The following is a 17299-nucleotide window of genomic DNA, read 5'->3' as shown; positions in this document are numbered from 1 at the left end:
GGCTGCCATTGACAACCTTCCCGTTCAGCGAAGCCACCCCGGTGCAGTTTCAGGCGGTGCTGCCGAAGACATCCGACGTCGTAATCGTCGGCGGAGGCATCATCGGCGTGATGGCGGCGCTGTTTCTGGCGCGACGGAATGTCTCGGTCACGCTTGTTGAGAAGGGCCGCATCGCGGCCGAGCAGTCATCGCGCAACTGGGGCTGGATCCGGCAGCAGGGCCGCGACGCCGACGAACTGCCGATCATGATCGAAGCGCGCCGCCTTTGGCGGCAGCTTGCCCAGGAGTGCGGCGAGGATATCGGCCTGAGGCAGACCGGTATCACATACCTTGCGCGCACCGACACGGAGATGGCCGCTTTTGCCGATTTCGTGCAGATCGCCGGCGCACATAATGTCGACACACGCCTCCTCGAGCCGAAGGAACTCGCGGACCTGATCCCCGCCATGTCGCAGCGCTACAAGGGTGCGATGACGACTCCGTCGGACATGCGGGCAGAGCCTTGGGTTGCCGTGCCGGCGATCGCTCGCCTCGCCGGCAGGGAAGGTGTCGCGATCATCGAGAATTGCGCGGCGCGCATGCTCGACCGCGCCGGCGGCCGGGTCAGCGGCGTCTGGACCGAGAGGGGCCGCATTGCCACCTCTAACGTTCTCGTCGCCAGCGGCGCGTGGACATCGCTCTTCCTGCGCGCGCACGGCATCTCGATCCCGCAGCTCAGCGTCAGGTCGACCGTCGCCGCGACCGAGCCGATGCCCGAGATCTATGCGGGGGCCGCCGCCGACGAACACATCGCCTTCCGGCGGCGGCAGGATGGCGGCTATACGCTCGCGTCGGGCGGCGCCAGCCAGCTCTATATCGGCCCGGACGCATTCCGGCACGCGGTCAAGTACTTTCCCGCCTTGAGGGCAAATCCCTTGGGCACGCGATACCTCCCGGCGGCGCCTAAGGGATATCCGGACGGCTGGTCGACGCCGCGCAAGTGGGACGCAACCCAGGAAAGCCCGTTCGAGCGGATGCGCATCCTGAATCCCGCACCCGAGCGCTCCAGGCTCCGCTCGATCGAGCGCGGGTTCAGGGAGCTCTTCCCTCAGTTCAAGGAAGTGCGGCTGAAGGCGAGCTGGGCGGGCATGATCGATGCGATGCCGGATGTGGTGCCCGTCGTCGACCGCGTCGCCGAGATTCCAGGCCTCGTCATTGCGGCCGGGATGAGCGGCCACGGCTTTGGCATCGGGCCGGGTATGGGCCGTGTCGTGTCGGACCTTATCCAGGGAAACAAGATCGGACACGATCTCAACAGGTTTCGCCTGTCGCGGTTCAGCGACGGCAGCCCGATCCGGCTGGGCCCCGCTTTGTAGTACCGGCTCGATCGACGCCGGGCGGATGTCCTGCTTTGCATCAGCGGAGTTCTTGATGCCCAGGACGACCGCGTCACCTCGGCGGCGGCCAATCCGGGAGCAAAGTTATTCCGAACCTCGGCGACGCCTCGCGCAGACGCTCGATCTCCTCGGGCGTCGGGGGAGCCACGACTTCGTCCGGTTGAAGTTCGTGGCCGGCTTCCACGAGAAACCGGTCGAACAAGGCAGGGGTTCCGATCAATATGTATCTGACAGGATTGCCGCTCATGTTCATAAGCTGGTGCGGAATGTGGCGGGGCAGGAAGACGCTCTCCCCTGCAGTCAGGCGTCGGGGCCGGCCGTCGATCACCGCGGTCAACTCGCCTTCGATGATGTAAACCGTCTCGTCGTCCTTGGCGTGGACATGGATCGGCGTCCTCGTGCTTCCGTCGCTTCTGTTTTCGAAGAGGCAGAACTGCCCTGCAGTGTGTTCGCCGGACAGCAGACGTTTCATGACGACGCCCGCAAGAACGAACTCTTTGCTGTCGATGTCACTCATTGCGTTTCCTTTCCACAAATCGTGCGGGTGAAGGGTGGCGGAACCTCCGTTCAGCGAGTTTCGGGATAGCGTGCAGGTGATTATTGGCGTTTCGTTGACGCATGCCGTTCGCCGACGACGACCTGTCGCGCCGGGGGAACCGATGCTCAACAGGAGCGTCCGGCAAATACGATCACTGCAATATTTCAGCGTTGCGAATCTCGAAGAGTTTGAATCAATCACTTCTGAAGTACGAGGAAACCACCCTAGGCGTCAGAGTGGTGGAATATTTTCGCGTGAACAAGAATTTACAGGTTGTCAACAAGGATTTGCAGGCTGCCAATTTACGTTTAGCCCAAGAATTGTCCGTAACCAATGACGCGTTAATTCAGGCCAACACAGAAACAGAGCGCCAAAGGTCCGAAGTCGATCATCTCCGATCTCAAATGGGATTAGCGACGAGCAGATGAGAACTCTAAATCGCAAGGTCTCTGATCTTGCGGAGCGACTCAGGGCTTCTCAAGCGGATACTGACAGCAGCAAAGCGGATCGTCGTGCACCCATGGCATTCGCACATGTTCAAAGCCGATCGGTGGCGCAGGACCGGGATTTTGGAATCAATAGGCCGTCGGCCCATCGGCCTCAAAAATATCTGGCGATGAGCCCAACTCCACGCTATGCGGGTACATGGTGGCGGGGCTGAGGATTGGCACCCTAAACAGGTGTCGGTGACGGACGTGTTCGATCTGGCGCCATTTAGTATCCGAATCCTTGCGGCTGGAGTACAGTACTACCCAATGAATTCACACTTGGAAGCCGTATTCGGACTTCGGCCGGACATGCGGCGCGCCTTTATCATGATTCAGGACGCTGTCATGGTCCTGGTCGCGGTGGCGCTTAGCCTGATTTTGTCGCAGTCGAAGCTTTCGTTCGAGGCGTTCTCCTCTACGGGGCTGACATTCTGGGCGAGCGTCGTCGTTCTTAGCCATGTGCTGTTCAGATATTGCGGCCTCTATAGCACAGTGTGGCGCTTCGCCTCGACACCCGACTTCTTCAACATCCTGAAGAGCTGCGCGATCTTGACCGTCACTCTTTATGGCGCCTCGCTCCTGGTTCGTTCTTTTCAGCCCATGACGGGCTTGAACGAGCGCCAGTTCATCGTCTTCTTCCTCGTCTCGTTCACCATCATTTCGGCACCCCGGCTTTTCTACCGATTTTTCCGTGACGGAGCGAGCTGGCGAATCCTGAACCGCAGGACCGACAAGGCACAGACCAAGCAGGCGCTGTTCGTCGGCAGGCTGGCCGAGGCCGATGTGATCATCCGTTTCACGCGTACGGCCGAGCCCGCAGAGTATTCCATCGCCGGGATCATGGCGATGGAAGGTGCGGCGCGGTCGGGCACTCAGATCCAAGGGGTACCGGTGGTGGCCATCCGGCCCCATTTGGTCGAAGTCCTGGAGGAATACATAAAAGGCACGGGACATCTCGACCTGCTGATTTTCGGCAACGGGGCCGAGCACGAGATCGAGGAGTATTCAGAGCTGGTTCGTGTCGCTCGGCATAGTGACATAGCCGTTGTGCAGTTCTCGGGGTTCTCTGAACTCGGGCAAGGAGGAAAGCTGGTTCTGGATGCCGTCGAGATGGAAACAATCCTGCGCCGTCCGGCTGTGCCTTCCGATATCGAGCGTATCGTCACTTTTGTCAGTGGCAAGCGCGTCCTGGTGACGGGCGGAGCCGGCTCCATCGGACGAACGTTGGTCAGACGGTCGCTTGAACTGGGCGCCGAGGCGGTTCTGGTCGCCGATCTTTCCGAGTTCGGAATTTTCCAGTTGAGCCAATATATCGACGAGAAGGATCACGATCGTCTCAAGGTTCGCATAGTCGATGTGGCGGATCGGCGGCAAATGACGCGCGTCGTCGGCGAATTCAAACCGGGAATTATCTTTCATGCCGCCGCGCTCAAGCACGTCCCCCTGCTTGAGGAAAACTGGGATGCTGCGATCCAGACAAACGTTTTTGGAACGCTTGTTTGTGCGGAGGTTGCCGCCAAGTGCGAGGTTCCGCAGTTCGTGCTTGTCTCGAGTGACAAGGCTGTGGATCCGACATCCGTGCTTGGCATGACAAAACGAGCCGCCGAGCAGATTGTGAGCGCCTTGCACGAAACGCACGCGATCGAGCCAAACGGGCATCAGTCCGACAGGCTTCATTCCGGCACCAAGTTCATTGCCGTCCGGTTCGGCAACGTTTTCGGCAGCAGCGGATCAGCGGCGACCATATTCCAGGCACAGATCGAGGCTGGAGGGCCTGTCACCATTACCGACCGGCGCATGACGCGCTATTTCATGACGGTTGCGGAAGCCGTCGACCTCGTTATCATGTCGGCAGCCGATGCGGCGCAGCGACAAGGCAGAGAGGATTATGCCGTCTACATGCTCGACATGGGCAAACCGGTGGCCATACTGGAAGTCGCCGAGACGATGATCCGCATGGCTGGAAAAAGCCCTTACACGGATATCCCAATCCGGTTCACTGGAATAAGGCCAGGCGAGAAGCTTCATGAAACGCTCCACGGCGAAAATGAGGAAATCGTCAAGCTCAGCACCTCCAAGATTTTTGGCCTCAGGACGGATGTCGTCGGCTGGCCGAGGGTCGAGACCGCGCTTACCGCGCTTCAAACAGCGATGAAGAACCAGGACAAAGCCTCGGCCCTTGCCGTGCTGGAAGGGCTCCATCAGGCAGAGAAACCCCCGAGCGACGCACATTGGGAAACAAGTCCGAAAACAGTTGGACAATCAAGTTAGGCCGGTACTGGGCGGTTAGGGCAGAATGAAGCGAACAATCCCAAGGCCGTTCCCAGGCATTTGCAGATGATATCAAGATCGAACAAACAAGATCAGCGAGTGGCCATATTGGCGCCCGACAGGTTAGAGACCGCTCTCCGTTGGATGCTTTTGGAACGTTCGGGCTCTATCTGTCAGTCGTCTCGAGCCGGGTTTAATGCATGTTCATGAAAGGCGCGAAGCGGACCTTCGACCTTGTGATGGCGGCCCTGTTGTTGCTGATCACCTCGCCGGTCCTGTTGCTTGCCATCTTGGCAATCCGGCTATCGTCGCCCGGGCCTGCAATCTTTTCTCAGACGAGGGTCGGCCGAAATGGCGGGCTTTTTCGCTGCCACAAGCTGAGAACGATGGTTCTGGGAACGCCGTCATTGCCCTCGCATGAGGCGCCGGCAAATGCCGTTACGGTGGTCGGAAAAGCCTTGCGGCGATACAAGCTTGATGAATTGCCGCAGCTCTGGAATGTCCTGAAGGGAGAGATGAGCCTGGTCGGGCCACGTCCATGCTTGCCCACGCAAATGGAGCTGATCGAGCGTCGCAAGCAGTTGGGCGTGTCGTCCATGCTTCCGGGCATCACCGGTCTGGCGCAAATCCGGGCTATCGACATGTCCGATCCGATGCTCTGTGCCGAAACCGATGCCGCCTATCTCAAGGCGGCGTCGTTCGGTCTTGATGTCAGGATTATGCTCGGGACGATCTACCGGGCCTGAGCAAGTTTGCTGAGCTGCGCTATTTCGGTCAATCGCTCGATCGTATCGGCTTCCGGCAGCCAGCCCTCCGAAATGAGCAGGGACGGATCGCATATCTGCGTTGCGGTCAAGTTGTCCCAAGATTTGCGTTTGCCCAGCAACGAAACGACCGGCCGTATCAGCCCGGTTGGTACCGCAACCACGCGCTTCGGCCGCCCCAGGCCTTGTCGAAAAGCTTCGAGGATCGCCACAATCGGGATTGGCCGCACATCGCTGGCGACATAGACGGGGCGAAGCGGGCTCGAATGGGTCAGCAGGTGCAAAATCGCCCGTGCCGCCGCCTCGGCTGATATCAGCGAACGGACGCCCGCCAAGGCAGCTGTGGGCAGCGGCAAGGCGGTGTCGGCCAGGCGCATCAGTGCGGCCAGATTCCCTCTCATACCAGATCCATAGACCGGCGGCAGCCGCAGCACTGCAGCATCGGAACGGCCGTACGATGCATAGGCATCCAGGATCCTGATCTCGCCTTCGCGTTTCGAACGCCCATAGGCGCATTGCGGGGCAGGGGTCGTCTCTTCGTCGGTCGTTCCGCTGAAGCCGGCGCCGACCACAGCCCGGACCGAAGACAGGTAAATAAAGCGTCCGCTGGCCTGTGCAGCCGCGGCGCGCGCGAGCTGCTCGGTCAATTCGGCATTGGCTTTCAGGTAATCGGCTTCGTTTGGATTGCCATGATCGTTGTTCAACCCGGCGCAGTGAACGACATGCGTGACGTCTTTCATGATCGTCACAAAGGCCTCGGCAGGCGCATCGAAATTCGGCAGCAGGACTGCGTCTTTTCCCAAACGGAGCTTTTCCGGATGCCGGGTGGCGGTCCGAACCTTGAACTGGGCATCGCGGAGGTGTTGCACGACAAGGCGCCCAATGAACCCTGTCGCGCCCGTGACCAACACTTTCATTGCTTTGCCCGAAGCTGCTACCCGGCAGCCGATGACGTGGGAAGCGCCTGTTCGCCCGCCGGCGGCATGTGGCGCCCCGATGCAAGATATGTCCCCGACACCAGGAATACCATTAGCATCGAATCAAGAATGTCGTGGCCGACCAGAATGCCGGTCAAGCCGCCTGTGAGATAGGTGACAACGACGATGATGATCATCGTGGCGCCGAACCGTTCGACCGGATCGCTGCTGATACGCAGCACCCTGGCTGCGTTTCTGGCGGCAACGACGAATATAGCCGCCAGCGCGACGGCCCCCAGAATGCCCGCTTCCACCAGTGCGGTCAGAAAGCCGTTGTGGAAATGGCTGAAGCCGTGGACCATGCCGAACTCTTGGAACCCCTGTTTCATCAGCAGCGGCGTCGCGCCCACCCCATGTCCGAAAAGCGGCATGTCGCGAAATGCTGCGAGACCGATATGCCACATGGCGGCGCGCAATCCCAAGGAGGTGGTGTAGTCGCCATGCACTGTGAGCGCGGCCCATTCGGAACGGAAGAACTCGACTCGCCACGATTGCACTTGGAATACAAAAGCCGCGATCGCGAGGCCGACCACGCCCAGTATCAACGACAGGCGAAGGGCGTTCTTTCCCCTTAGCTTCTGCCGATGGATCAGTAAAACGGCGATGCCCGCGATCAGAATCGCCAGCCAGATGATACGTGACCCCGAGTAGAGGATGGCGATCGTTCCAGCTAGCGCCGCGCCGACGAGCAGGCTTTTGGCTTTTTCGATGTCCGACAGGGCACCCGCCAGACAGGCCATGGCGGCGAGACAGGTGACCGTGGCGAACACGATCGCATTCCCGGCCCCGCCTTCGGCCCTTATGCCGAGCCAATGATATTGGACAATCGCCAACAGCAATGCCCCGAAGCAAGCGGCCATGCTGCTGAGTATGATGATGCGGGCAAGCGTGGTCTTCTGCGAAATGCTCCAGGTCGAGTATGAGAAGGGGAAAAACAGGAAGGTGATCAGCGGCACAAGATGCGACGCATCCCTCGCAATCGAGTTGTTGACGATGGAAGCAAGGATAACGGTCCCGCAATAGGCATAGATTGCGATCGTCATCGCAATCATGGGCTGGTCAATGTTGAAGCGCCGTTTCTTCAGGGCAATCAGAAGGACGGACAAGAGACCACCGCCATTGAATACAAAGCTAACGACCGACCCTAGGACAGGGGGGAAAAAGAAGCAAAGAATGGAGAAATATGTATTGACCCGCGAAGGTGTTAGTTCATTTCTTATCAATGAAAGTCTCTCCAGCGGTATAATTCGCATTCTTCACGGTCTTTCGAGATGAGTATTTAAACTGATCGTGTCTGGCGCGATGATGTTCAAGGTTCATGCGCATTGCGCTACGCGCGGTGGTTCATTCAGGAGCCGGTATAGCGGCTGATCATGGTTTTCGATAGTGCAGCAGGGCCGGGGCAGCCATCAAAATCGACAGTGCTGCTCAATCCATCGCTTGCGACCGCAGGAAAATGTAATCGAGTTGATGCTGATCTCGGCCCCCGGGACATATTTTCCTTGGGCTACCTAGGCCATCAGCCTATTGAGCAGGAATTTCCGGATTCTGGTCCCCGCGTGGAAGATTCATTCCCGAACCACTCTAGGGCGGGCCTGTCTTGCATTGTTATAAACAATGGCGATCTGCTAGAACGCCTGCACGAAAATGAGATTGTCCAGAGTGAAGCTTGAACCGGGCAGCTGAAAATTGCGCCTGATGCACGATGCAAGATCTGGATGGCACGAGAGAACGCTCACAGTCCATGAACATCGCGCTTACGCACCTTCAGCGGCTCGAGGCCGAGTCCATCCATATCTTCCGCGAGGTTGCAGCGGCCTTCGCCAAGCCGGTCATGCTCTACTCGGTCGGCAAGGATTCCTCCGTTCTGATGCACCTTGCTATGAAGGCGTTTTACCCCGCCAAGCCGCCCTTTCCCTTTCTTCACGTCGACACGACCTGGAAATTCCGCGAGATGATCGCCTTTCGCGATCAGATGGCGCAAAAGCTCGGCTTCGATCTCCTGGTCCATGTCAACGAAGACGGGGTGCGCGACAACATCAATCCCTTCGACCATGGCTCAAATACCCATACGCATGTGATGAAGACCGTGGCGCTGCGGCAGGCGCTCGACAAATACGGCTTCGATGCAGCCTTTGGCGGTGCCCGTCGCGACGAGGAGAAGTCGCGCGCCAAGGAGCGGATCTTCTCGTTCCGCAACGCCCAGCACGTCTGGGATCCGAAGAACCAGCGGCCGGAGATGTGGAAGATATTCAACACCCGCATCGCATCAGGTGAATCGATCCGCGTCTTTCCGTTGTCGAACTGGACCGAACTCGACATCTGGCAGTACATTCTCCAGGAGGACATCCCGATCGTGCCGCTCTATTTCGCCAAGGAACGGCCGGTCGTGGAACGTGACGGCATGCTCATTCTGAGGGATGACGACCGCATGGAATTGCGCCCGGGCGAGACGGTGGAGAATCGGTTGGTGCGGTTTCGCACGCTCGGCTGCTATCCGCTGACTGGCGCCATCGAATCGGACGCCGACACGCTGGAAGCCATCGTCGGCGAAATGCTCACCGCGCGCACATCGGAGCGCCAGGGCCGTCTCATTGATCGCGACGAAGCCGGCTCGATGGAAAAGAAGAAGCGCGAGGGGTATTTCTGAGCATGCGCCACATCTTGGCCAAAAGCCTCGCCCCAACCGACGGCATACGCGATTACATGGCTGCGCAGGAGAAAAAGTCGCTGCTGCGCTTCCTCACCTGCGGCTCCGTCGACGACGGTAAGTCGACGCTGATCGGGCGCCTGCTTTCGGACACCAAGCAGATTTTCGAGGACCAGCTTGCCGCATTGGAGCGTGATTCGCGCAAGCACGGGACGACGGGCGACGACGTCGATTTCGCGCTTTTGGTCGATGGGCTCGAGGCCGAGCGCGAGCAGGGCATCACCATCGATGTCGCCTATCGCTTTTTCGCCACGCCGAAACGCAAATTCATCGTTGCCGACACGCCCGGCCACGAACAATACACGCGCAACATGGCCACGGGCGCGTCGACCGCCGATCTGGCCATTGTGTTGATCGACGCCCGTCAAGGTGTGCTGCGCCAGACAAGGCGCCACTCGATCATCGCCTCGCTGCTGGGCATCCGGCACATCGTGCTTGCCGTCAACAAGATCGATCTCGTCGGGTTCGACAAGGCTGTCTTCGAACGAATTATCGAGGATTTCAGGCAATTTTCGCACAAGCTCGGCTTCCAGACGATCATGCCAATCCCGATGTCTGCCCGTTACGGCGACAACGTCACCAGCCGCTCGGACAAGACGAAATGGTATTCCGGACCGACGCTGATAGAACATCTGGAAACCGTGTCGGTCGATGAAGCCGTTGTCGAACTGCCGTTCCGTTTTCCGGTGCAGTACGTGAACCGCCCCAATCTCGACTTTCGCGGTTTTGCCGGCACGATCGCGTCCGGCTCGGTTTCAACAGGCGACGAGATTGTTGTCGCTAAATCCGGCAAGTCCGCTCACGTCAGGCGCATCGTCTCGCATGGCGGCGATCTGAGCCAAGCGGTCGCCGGCCAGGCCATCACCCTTGTTCTCGACGACGAGGTCGAGGTCTCGCGCGGCAATATGCTGGTATCACCAGCGGCGCGGCCTCAGGTCGCCGACCAGTTTGCCGCCAACATCGTCTGGTTCGACGAGCACGCACTGTTGCCGGGCCGCTCCTATATCCTGCGGACCGAGACCGATCAGACCAGCGCCACCGTCACCGACCTGAAATACCGCGTCAACGTCAACGACTTTGCCCATGAGGCGGCCAAGTCGCTCGAAATGAACGAGGTCGGCATCTGCAACATCTCGACGCGGGCGCCGATCGCCTTCGATACTTTCGCCGAGAACCGCACGACCGGCGCCTTCATCCTGATCGACCGCATCACCAACGCCACGGTCGGCGCCGGCATGATCCTGCATTCGCTGCGCCGCGCCGAAAACATCCACTGGCAATCGCTCGATGTCGGCAAGCACGGTCGTGCCGATCTGAAGAACCAGCGGCCTGCCGTGTTCTGGTTCACCGGGCTCTCGGGCTCGGGCAAGTCGACCATCGCCAACCTCTTCGAGAAGAAGCTGTTCGCCACCGGTCGCCATACCTATATCCTGGATGGCGACAATGTCCGCCACGGCCTCAATCGCGATCTTGGCTTCACCGACGCCGATCGGGTCGAGAATATTCGCCGCGTTGCGGAAGTGGCGCGCCTGATGGCCGATGCCGGGCTGATCGTCATCGTTTCCTTTATTTCGCCGTTCAGCGCCGAGCGGCGCATGGCCAGGGAATTGATGGCCAACGGCGAGTTCGTCGAGGTGTTTGTCGACACCCCCTTTGAGGAGTGCGCCAGACGCGATCCGAAGGGCCTCTATGCGCGGGCGTTGAATGGCGAAATCAAGAATTTCACCGGCGTCGATTCACCGTATGAAGCCCCGGAAAATCCCGAAATCCATCTCAAGACACTCGGCAAGTCTGCCGAGGAGATGGTAGAGGCCCTGGAACTCTGGCTGAACGAGCGCGACATTGCCGAAAACCAATACGATAGCGGCGGCGGCATCTGACGACGAAGCGATGCTCGGCGTGTTCGAGCGCCTTGCCTTGGCGGCGGGGCGAGAGGTGATGCGGGTTTTCGATACCGGCTGCGCTGTCGATCAGAAATCAGACAGCTCGCCGGTGACCGAGGCCGATCGCGAGAGCGAAAAGATCATTCTGGCTGGGCTGCGCGACGCGTTTCCCGGCATCCCTTGCGTGGCTGAGGAAGAGGCATCGAGCGGCATCGTGCCGCCCGACCTCGACGACGCCTTCTTCCTGGTGGATCCGCTCGACGGCACCAAGGAATTCGTCAACCGCAGGACCGACTTCACCGTCAATATCGCGCTCGTCCGGCACGGCGTGCCGGAGATCGGCGTGGTCTTTGCGCCATGCACCGGACGCTTCTTTTCCGGCCGGCCGGGCAGGGCGGAATCCCTCGAAATTGACGGCGACTATCAGATCGCCGCTCGCCGGCCGATCTCGGTCAGAACGGCCGCAACTCCGCTGGCCGTGGTTGCCAGCCGCTCCCACAACACGCCGGAAACCGAAGCCTATATTCGTGGCCTCGGTGCCGCCGAGATTGTCTCGGTCGGATCCTCCCTGAAATTCTGTCTTCTCGCCAGCGCCGAGGCGGATGTCTATCCGCGCTTCGGCCGCACCATGGAATGGGACACCGCGGCCGGCGATGCGGTGCTGCGCGCCGCCGGCGGCATAACACGCACGCTCGACGGTCAGCCGCTCGCCTACGGCAAGCGCAACCAGAGCGATGACGAAGACTTCGCCAATCCGCATTTCATTGCCAGCGGCAAGGTCGCCACGTCAGCCTGACGATTATACAGCGCCGCGCGTCCTTTGGTCTCGCAAAGGCGTGTAGTACTTGGATTTTGTGCATGGTCCCGAGCGAAATCGATTTCGATTTCGGAAGGGGCGATGCGCCGGCGTTGCAGAGGTTGGCCACGAATGCTCCCAAAATTCTCGAGTACTAAGCAGCAGGACCGTCGCTGAGCACCGCATCGAGCCGGCCTTCTTCGCCGACGCCTTCACGTCCTGGGTGCACGAGACCTAGCTCGACAGGCCTGATTTCGTCGCCATCGACGGCAAAACCTCGCGGCGCAGCCATGATAGGAGCGCCGGCAAATCTCCGCTGCACCTGGTCTCGGCTTTCGCCACCACTTTCACGTCAGCCACGAGGCCGGCTGGCTCGAAGGCCAGCGCCCCTTTCCCGGTGAACTGCGCCTGCCGGACGTCACAACCATCGTGCGCGTCGACGTCGTCTTCAACGACGACCGGTCCCGGGTCAGAACAGGCCATGGCGCACTCAACATAGCCATCGTGCGCCATTTCGCCCTCAATCTCGTCAGAGCCGTCAACGGCAAGCGCTCCATCAAACTCAGACACAAAAGGGCAGGCTGGGATCCCAACGTCCTCGCCGCCATCCTTGGAGAGCTTCGGCGTTGACCTGGATTCGGAGCCTTGTCGTCAAAACAGATTCGATAATCCGGAGTTGCGTTTGGCGGTTATTTCGATAAGTCCTGTCTCCGGCTAACAGCAACCGGAACAATTTAATGGCAGACAAGACGGCGCTGATCACCGGAGTCACGGGGCAGGACGGGGCATACCTAGCGAGATTGTTGCTCGACAAGGGTTACACCGTTCACGGTGTGAAGCGACGCTCCTCATCCTTCAACACCGAGCGCATCGACAGTATTTATGTGGACCCGCATGAAAGTGGGACGCGCTTCTTTCTTCACTACGGCGATCTGACGGACGCCACCAACCTGATCAGGCTGGTGCAGGAGACGAAGCCGACCGAGATCTACAATCTAGCGGCGCAAAGCCATGTTCAGGTCAGCTTCGAGACGCCTGAATATACCGGCAATGCAGATGCGCTGGGCACATTGCGACTTCTGGAAGCCATCCGCATTCTCGACCTGGAGAAGACGGTCCGGTTCTATCAGGCGTCGACCTCGGAGCTTTACGGCAAGGTTCAGGAGGTACCCCAGAATGAGACAACGCCCTTCTATCCGCGCTCACCCTACGCGGCGGCGAAGCTCTACGCCTACTGGATCACGGTCAACTACCGCGAGGCCTACGGCATATTCGCTTCGAACGGCATCCTGTTCAACCATGAGGGCCCGTCCCGGGGCGAAACCTTCGTGACGCGCAAGATCACGCGCGCCGTGGCGGGCATTCAGCACGGCGTTCAGGATGCACTTTACCTCGGCAATCTGGATGCCAAACGCGACTGGGGTCACGCCCGCGATTACGTCGAAGGTATGTGGCGCATTTTGCAGCACGACGAGTCTGACGACTTCGTGCTCGCCACAGGTGAAACGCATGCCGTGCGTGAGTTCGTGGAACTCGCATTTGCGGAGGTTGGCCGAACGGTCGTATGGGAGGGCACGGGTGTCGACGAAGTCGGTCGCGACAAGGCGTCGGGCGATATCCTGGTGCGTGTCGATCCGCGCTATTTCCGACTGACAGAGGTCGATCTTCTGATCGGCGATCCGGCCAAGGCCAGGGCCAGGCTGGGTTGGCAGCATACGACCAGTTTCAAAGAGCTCGTGGCCGAGATGGTCGCTTTCGACTTAGCACTGTTCGAACGGGAAGCTTGGCGAAACGACCGCTCGGCGCGATAGCGAGGCCCACGCCCGAAATACAACCTGAGGTCGGGACTTGTGCACGCCTATGCCTGGTTCCGCGGACACGTGGAGCAAGGCGAGGCGAGGCTGAACGCCACCTGACTGCAACGTCTAATGCCGTCGGGCGGCCCGGATGGCTGCGAAAGTTCGAGCCCTTTCTAGAGACGCAGATGATCGCCACCCGTCTCGATCTTGAGGCTGAGGAGCGGTTCGGTATTGGGCGCCTTTAGGTTGAAGCATCAGTCGTCTGAGGCCATGCTCAGCCCGCCAGTCGAACTTGCGACCGGATCCAATGGAATAAGGATATTCTGAGTTCATGCTGGAATCCATTCTGAGCGTCGTCATGCCTTGCCTCAACGGCATGCCGCACTTGCCCGCCGCGATCGAATCCGTGAAGTCCGCCCTTCCGGCTGCCGATTGCGAAATCATCGTCGCCGACGGCGGCTCCACCGACGGGACACGCGACTTTTTGCGCAATTCAGGCGTGAGATTGATCGAGAGTCCCGACCGCTCGCTCTATGAGGGGCTCAACAAGGCGATTGCGCAGGCACGTGGGGAATACATCGTTTGGCTCAATTCGGACGACCTCCTGCTTGGGGCAGTCGTGGATCTTTGGCGCAAGGCGCGCGAAGAGAAGGCCGATCTGGTGACTGGTGAGGCCGAGATCGCATCGGAAGGCAAAATTGTCTGGAGAAGCGACCATCACGTACGACCAATGAATCCGGCGTCGATCCTTTTTGCGGTACCGACCGCAAACAGCCGGCTGATGCATGCCGGGCTGCTCCGGAAGGCAGGGCCATTCCAGTGCGACATCGGGCTTGGAGCCGATCGTCACATGCTGCTGAAACTGCTGCGCCTATCCGATAAGAGGAGCTATTTGACTTCCACCGTCTATCGATACAATTCGCACGGCGGCTCGAAGACCATGGCTGCGACGTGGGAGTCCTATCACGATGTTCATGACGCAAATTTGCAGATGGTCCCCGCATTACGCGATCAGTTGGGCGACGCGAGTGAGCGAGGATTGCTCGATTCTTTCGCCTCGCTGTCCGCGCTCGCCAAGGCACGGGCACATTTCTTCGGCGGACGACCCAAGAAGGCGCTGAACGTCGGCCTGTTGGCATGCCGCTACAACCGCTCGCCAACGAGTTGGTATCGCGGCCTTTCCCTTCACCGTCTCAATCGGGGGCATGGCTGCGGATGGTGAGGTTCGGCTTTTCGTGCCGTGCATTCCCGAAGCGATCCGGAGAGCAGAAACCACGGATTTTGCTGTGCCGCGACGCGCCGCGTAAAATTCGCTCTGGCGCGGGGCTGGCCCATTGTTAATGTTCTTCTACCGGCCGAATGCCCTTTATGATATGGCGCTGCAGCCCATTGACCACTGCCACGAAACATAACTGTTCATGCACGCCAAACCCGGCACGATCCCACTGACGCTCATCATCCCGGTTCGCGACCGTCAGTATCAACTCGATCGGGCGCTGGCGAGCGTGGCACGTCAGGACACCCTTCCTACCGAAACGTTGGTCGTGGACGATGGATCTGCGGCAAACGTGGCGATCGCGGGGGAGTTCCGCGAGCGGCTTAATATCCGTCTCATCCGTCACGAAAAGAACAAAGGCGCTGCCGCCGCCCGCAACACTGGAATGCAGGCAGCCGACACAGAATGGATATCGTTTCTTGACAGCGACGATTGCCTGTTGGTCGGCAGCCTGGCAACCCGCTGGTCCCTCGCTATGGTCGATCAGTCGCGAAGGTCGGACGGCACGATTCTCTACGGGTGCGGCTGGATCGATTGCGGGGAAGATGGCACCCCGATTGCGGCACGCTGGCCGCGACCATCCGCTGATCCCGACCAATTTGCCTCCGGTTGCTGGTTTTCGCCCGGTTCCTGTCTGATCTTCAACAGACGGACCGCTCTCGAACGAGCAGGCCCGCAGGATGAAACGATGAGGCGATTCGAGGATGTGGACTGGTTTCTTTCTCTGGCGCTGAAGGGATTCTCCCTAGCCGTGCTGCCTGTAGCGGCAGTGGCGATAGAGCGAACGCGACGGCAGGATCCACAGCAGATCGAGCAGGCAGCCCAAGTCTTGCGCACCAAATGGACAAAGAAAGGGCTGGATCCACAAAAGCTGCGGCGTCTCGACAGCTATATCGATCTCGAGCGCGCCGCAGCGAATTATTTCGCCGGCTTCAGGACCAAGGCCTTGATGAACCTGGCAAAGTCGTTTCTGAAGCACCCGCGTCGAAATCTGCAGCTCTCACCGGGCTGGGAGATCGAGTCGATCCGGACGATGCCAGAGGCGAGTCTGACGCGAAAAAAAGAATTTGTCGGGCTCGGCTAAAGTCCCAGCGCAGCTGACTTCGGAAATATCCGCAAACGCCCGCCACGCGTCCACGATCTCCCGTCCGCCGGCATTGCGAGCCATCGACGCCGACGAGAACGACACGGCTGTAGCCGAGATGGTAGGCGATTTGCAGAGGCGAAATCAGGATAGTTGATTGATGGCTGTGTAGCCTCTAAGGAGTTGACCGGCATCAGGTGGAATCAAGATATGAATGAACGTGTGGCGCTCATTACTGGAGTGTCCTGTCAGGATGGAGTTTATCTCGTAGAATTCGGGCGAAGGCCACGTGAATGTGGCTGCGGATGTCGATGTGACGATTTGTGAACTCGCTGAGATCGTCGCGGACGTTATTGGATTTGCCGGCGAGTTCGCTTTTGGTTCTGCAAAACCCGATGATGCGCCGCGCAAGCTGCTGAACGTCGATAGATCAAGGATGGTCCGCCGCGATCGGTCTTCGCGAAGGCATAACTTCCACCTTCGATTGGTAATCTGCAGGCGAATCCCGTCGGCCGTCTTCGCGTAGTCGAGCAACCCGCTTAATGAGTTGAAGCTGGGAACAAGTGTTTTCCCTCATAAGATCGAGCGTGGCACCGTCTTGCGGTGCCGAACACGCAAAAAAGGATGTCGAGGTGCCGAATATGTCCAAGACGCCTTCCGAGATATTTGGAAGCGTGCATTACCAGAGGCACAATGCGCGCCGACTGGAGCATCTCGCACGCCTGTCGCTACCGATCGAGAAAACCGATGTTCTCGAATTGGGTTCCGGACCCGGCGACCATACGACCTTTTTCCTGGATCGTGGTTGCAGCGTGACCGCCGTCGAAGCGCGCCAGGAGAACCTCGACCTTCTGAACCAGCGGCTCAACGCGAAGGTATCTACCGTTCTAGGGGATCTGGAGCACCCGGACGATGTCAAGGTAAAGCCACATTCGGTCGTCTATTGCTACGGACTGCTCTACCATCTTAGCAATCCGGACGCCGCATTGACCTGGATGGCGTCGCGCTGCGAAAAGATGCTGCTTCTTGAAACATGTGTTTCGTTTGGGGCGGAAGAGAAACTAGTGGCCGTGAAGGAGCAGAAAGATATGGCTTCGCAGTCGTTCAGCGGCGCTGGCACGCGTCCGACGCGTGCCTGGCTATACCATCGCCTGAACAAGCTGTTCGCGCATGTCTATGTACCGGTGTTTCAGCCTTATCATGAAGAATTTCCGACTGACTGGATGCGCAAGGACATGTGGCAGTCCCATGCCCGCGCGATTTTCATCGCGTCACGGCAGCCCATCAGCAATCCTCTTCTTCTCGACTTCCTCCCCTCCCATCAAACGCGCGGTTAG

General features: G+C 59.3%; 14 protein-coding genes and 1 pseudogene. 12 read left to right on the top strand and 3 right to left on the bottom strand.

Annotated features, from left to right (window positions below; all coding sequences use genetic code 11):
- Window positions 1-8 precede the first annotated feature (8 nt).
- Window positions 9-1355, top strand: coding sequence for an NAD(P)/FAD-dependent oxidoreductase (locus ABID19_RS15735; protein ID WP_354491887.1), 1347 nt, complete (start codon window positions 9-11; stop codon window positions 1353-1355).
- 73 nt (window positions 1356-1428) lie between these two features.
- On the opposite strand, the gene ABID19_RS15730 is transcribed toward ABID19_RS15735, so the two are convergent.
- The gene (locus ABID19_RS15730) at window positions 1429-1893 is read right to left on the bottom strand and encodes a cupin domain-containing protein (protein WP_354491885.1); all 465 of its coding nucleotides are present in this window, start codon (window positions 1891-1893) and stop codon (window positions 1429-1431) included.
- Window positions 1894-1994: 101 nt separating this feature from the next.
- Between ABID19_RS15730 and ABID19_RS15725 the strand changes: the two genes are divergently transcribed.
- The 3 genes from ABID19_RS15725 (at window position 1995) to ABID19_RS15715 (ending at window position 5419) form a co-directional block, all read left to right on the top strand.
- Entirely contained in the window at window positions 1995-2342 is a 348-nt protein-coding gene (locus ABID19_RS15725; protein WP_354491883.1) for a hypothetical protein, read from the top strand.
- 327 nt (window positions 2343-2669) lie between these two features.
- Window positions 2670-4673 (top strand): nucleoside-diphosphate sugar epimerase/dehydratase, encoded by a 2004-nt coding sequence (locus ABID19_RS15720; protein WP_354491882.1) that lies wholly within the window; start codon window positions 2670-2672, stop codon window positions 4671-4673.
- Window positions 4674-4879: 206 nt separating this feature from the next.
- The gene (locus ABID19_RS15715; protein ID WP_354492180.1) at window positions 4880-5419 is read left to right on the top strand and encodes a sugar transferase; all 540 of its coding nucleotides are present in this window, start codon (window positions 4880-4882) and stop codon (window positions 5417-5419) included.
- Here the strand turns inward: ABID19_RS15715 and ABID19_RS15710 are convergent.
- Together ABID19_RS15710 and ABID19_RS15705 are read right to left on the bottom strand one after the other, a co-directional pair.
- Window positions 5407-6354 (bottom strand): NAD-dependent epimerase/dehydratase family protein, encoded by a 948-nt coding sequence (locus tag ABID19_RS15710; RefSeq protein WP_354491880.1) that lies wholly within the window; start codon window positions 6352-6354, stop codon window positions 5407-5409. The genes ABID19_RS15715 and ABID19_RS15710 overlap by 13 nt on opposite strands.
- Window positions 6355-6371: 17 nt before the next feature.
- Window positions 6372-7652: an O-antigen ligase family protein gene (locus tag ABID19_RS15705; RefSeq protein WP_354492179.1), complete on the bottom strand. Its 1281-nt coding sequence runs from the start codon at window positions 7650-7652 to the stop codon at window positions 6372-6374.
- Window positions 7653-8158: 506 nt separating this feature from the next.
- Here ABID19_RS15705 and cysD point away from each other — a divergent pair.
- The 8 genes and pseudogenes from cysD (at window position 8159) to ABID19_RS15665 (ending at window position 17299) form a co-directional block, all read left to right on the top strand.
- Complete coding sequence (gene cysD, locus ABID19_RS15700; protein ID WP_352936290.1) at window positions 8159-9064, top strand: sulfate adenylyltransferase subunit CysD; 906 nt, start codon at window positions 8159-8161, stop codon at window positions 9062-9064.
- A gap of 2 nt (window positions 9065-9066) precedes the next feature.
- Complete coding sequence (gene cysN / locus ABID19_RS15695) at window positions 9067-11004, top strand: sulfate adenylyltransferase subunit CysN (RefSeq protein WP_354491878.1); 1938 nt, start codon at window positions 9067-9069, stop codon at window positions 11002-11004.
- A 10-nt stretch (window positions 11005-11014) separates the two neighbouring features.
- Entirely contained in the window at window positions 11015-11803 is a 789-nt protein-coding gene (gene cysQ, locus ABID19_RS15690; protein WP_354492178.1) for a 3'(2'),5'-bisphosphate nucleotidase CysQ, read from the top strand.
- 166 nt (window positions 11804-11969) lie between these two features.
- Window positions 11970-12433: pseudogene (locus tag ABID19_RS15685) on the top strand (ISAs1 family transposase); the annotation flags it as partial.
- Between the two features lie 107 nt (window positions 12434-12540).
- Window positions 12541-13614 carry a GDP-mannose 4,6-dehydratase gene (gene gmd, locus ABID19_RS15680; RefSeq protein ID WP_354491876.1) on the top strand — a complete coding sequence of 358 codons (1074 nt, stop codon included), beginning with the start codon at window positions 12541-12543 and terminating at the stop codon, window positions 13612-13614.
- Between the two features lie 319 nt (window positions 13615-13933).
- A complete protein-coding gene (locus ABID19_RS15675) occupies window positions 13934-14824 on the top strand; it encodes a glycosyltransferase (protein WP_354491874.1) in 891 nt (296 codons plus the stop codon).
- A gap of 196 nt (window positions 14825-15020) precedes the next feature.
- Entirely contained in the window at window positions 15021-15962 is a 942-nt protein-coding gene (locus tag ABID19_RS15670; RefSeq protein WP_354491872.1) for a glycosyltransferase family 2 protein, read from the top strand.
- A 641-nt stretch (window positions 15963-16603) separates the two neighbouring features.
- Window positions 16604-17299 (top strand): class I SAM-dependent methyltransferase, encoded by a 696-nt coding sequence (locus tag ABID19_RS15665; protein ID WP_354491871.1) that lies wholly within the window; start codon window positions 16604-16606, stop codon window positions 17297-17299.

This window comes from Mesorhizobium robiniae (assembly GCF_040545535.1).
Taxonomy (GTDB): domain Bacteria; phylum Pseudomonadota; class Alphaproteobacteria; order Rhizobiales; family Rhizobiaceae; genus Mesorhizobium; species Mesorhizobium robiniae.
The sequence above is the reverse complement of the archived record's forward strand: the minus strand, read 5'-3'. Positions and strand labels throughout refer to the sequence as shown.

Excerpts from the sequence above, each read along its gene's own strand:
- ABID19_RS15730 (WP_354491885.1), bottom strand. The coding sequence starts at position 1,893 with ATGAGTGACATCGACAGCAAAGAGTTCGTTCTTGCGGGCGTCGTCATG.
- ABID19_RS15725 (WP_354491883.1), top strand. The coding sequence starts at position 1,995 with ATGCCGTTCGCCGACGACGACCTGTCGCGCCGGGGGAACCGATGCTCA.
- ABID19_RS15720 (WP_354491882.1), top strand. The coding sequence starts at position 2,670 with ATGAATTCACACTTGGAAGCCGTATTCGGACTTCGGCCGGACATGCGG.
- ABID19_RS15715 (WP_354492180.1), top strand. The coding sequence starts at position 4,880 with ATGAAAGGCGCGAAGCGGACCTTCGACCTTGTGATGGCGGCCCTGTTG.
- ABID19_RS15710 (WP_354491880.1), bottom strand. The coding sequence starts at position 6,354 with ATGAAAGTGTTGGTCACGGGCGCGACAGGGTTCATTGGGCGCCTTGTC.
- cysD (WP_352936290.1), top strand. The coding sequence starts at position 8,159 with ATGAACATCGCGCTTACGCACCTTCAGCGGCTCGAGGCCGAGTCCATC.
- cysN (WP_354491878.1), top strand. The coding sequence starts at position 9,067 with ATGCGCCACATCTTGGCCAAAAGCCTCGCCCCAACCGACGGCATACGC.
- cysQ (WP_354492178.1), top strand. The coding sequence starts at position 11,015 with ATGCTCGGCGTGTTCGAGCGCCTTGCCTTGGCGGCGGGGCGAGAGGTG.
- gmd (WP_354491876.1), top strand. The coding sequence starts at position 12,541 with ATGGCAGACAAGACGGCGCTGATCACCGGAGTCACGGGGCAGGACGGG.
- ABID19_RS15675 (WP_354491874.1), top strand. The coding sequence starts at position 13,934 with ATGCTGGAATCCATTCTGAGCGTCGTCATGCCTTGCCTCAACGGCATG.
- ABID19_RS15670 (WP_354491872.1), top strand. The coding sequence starts at position 15,021 with ATGCACGCCAAACCCGGCACGATCCCACTGACGCTCATCATCCCGGTT.
- ABID19_RS15665 (WP_354491871.1), top strand. The coding sequence starts at position 16,604 with ATGTCCAAGACGCCTTCCGAGATATTTGGAAGCGTGCATTACCAGAGG.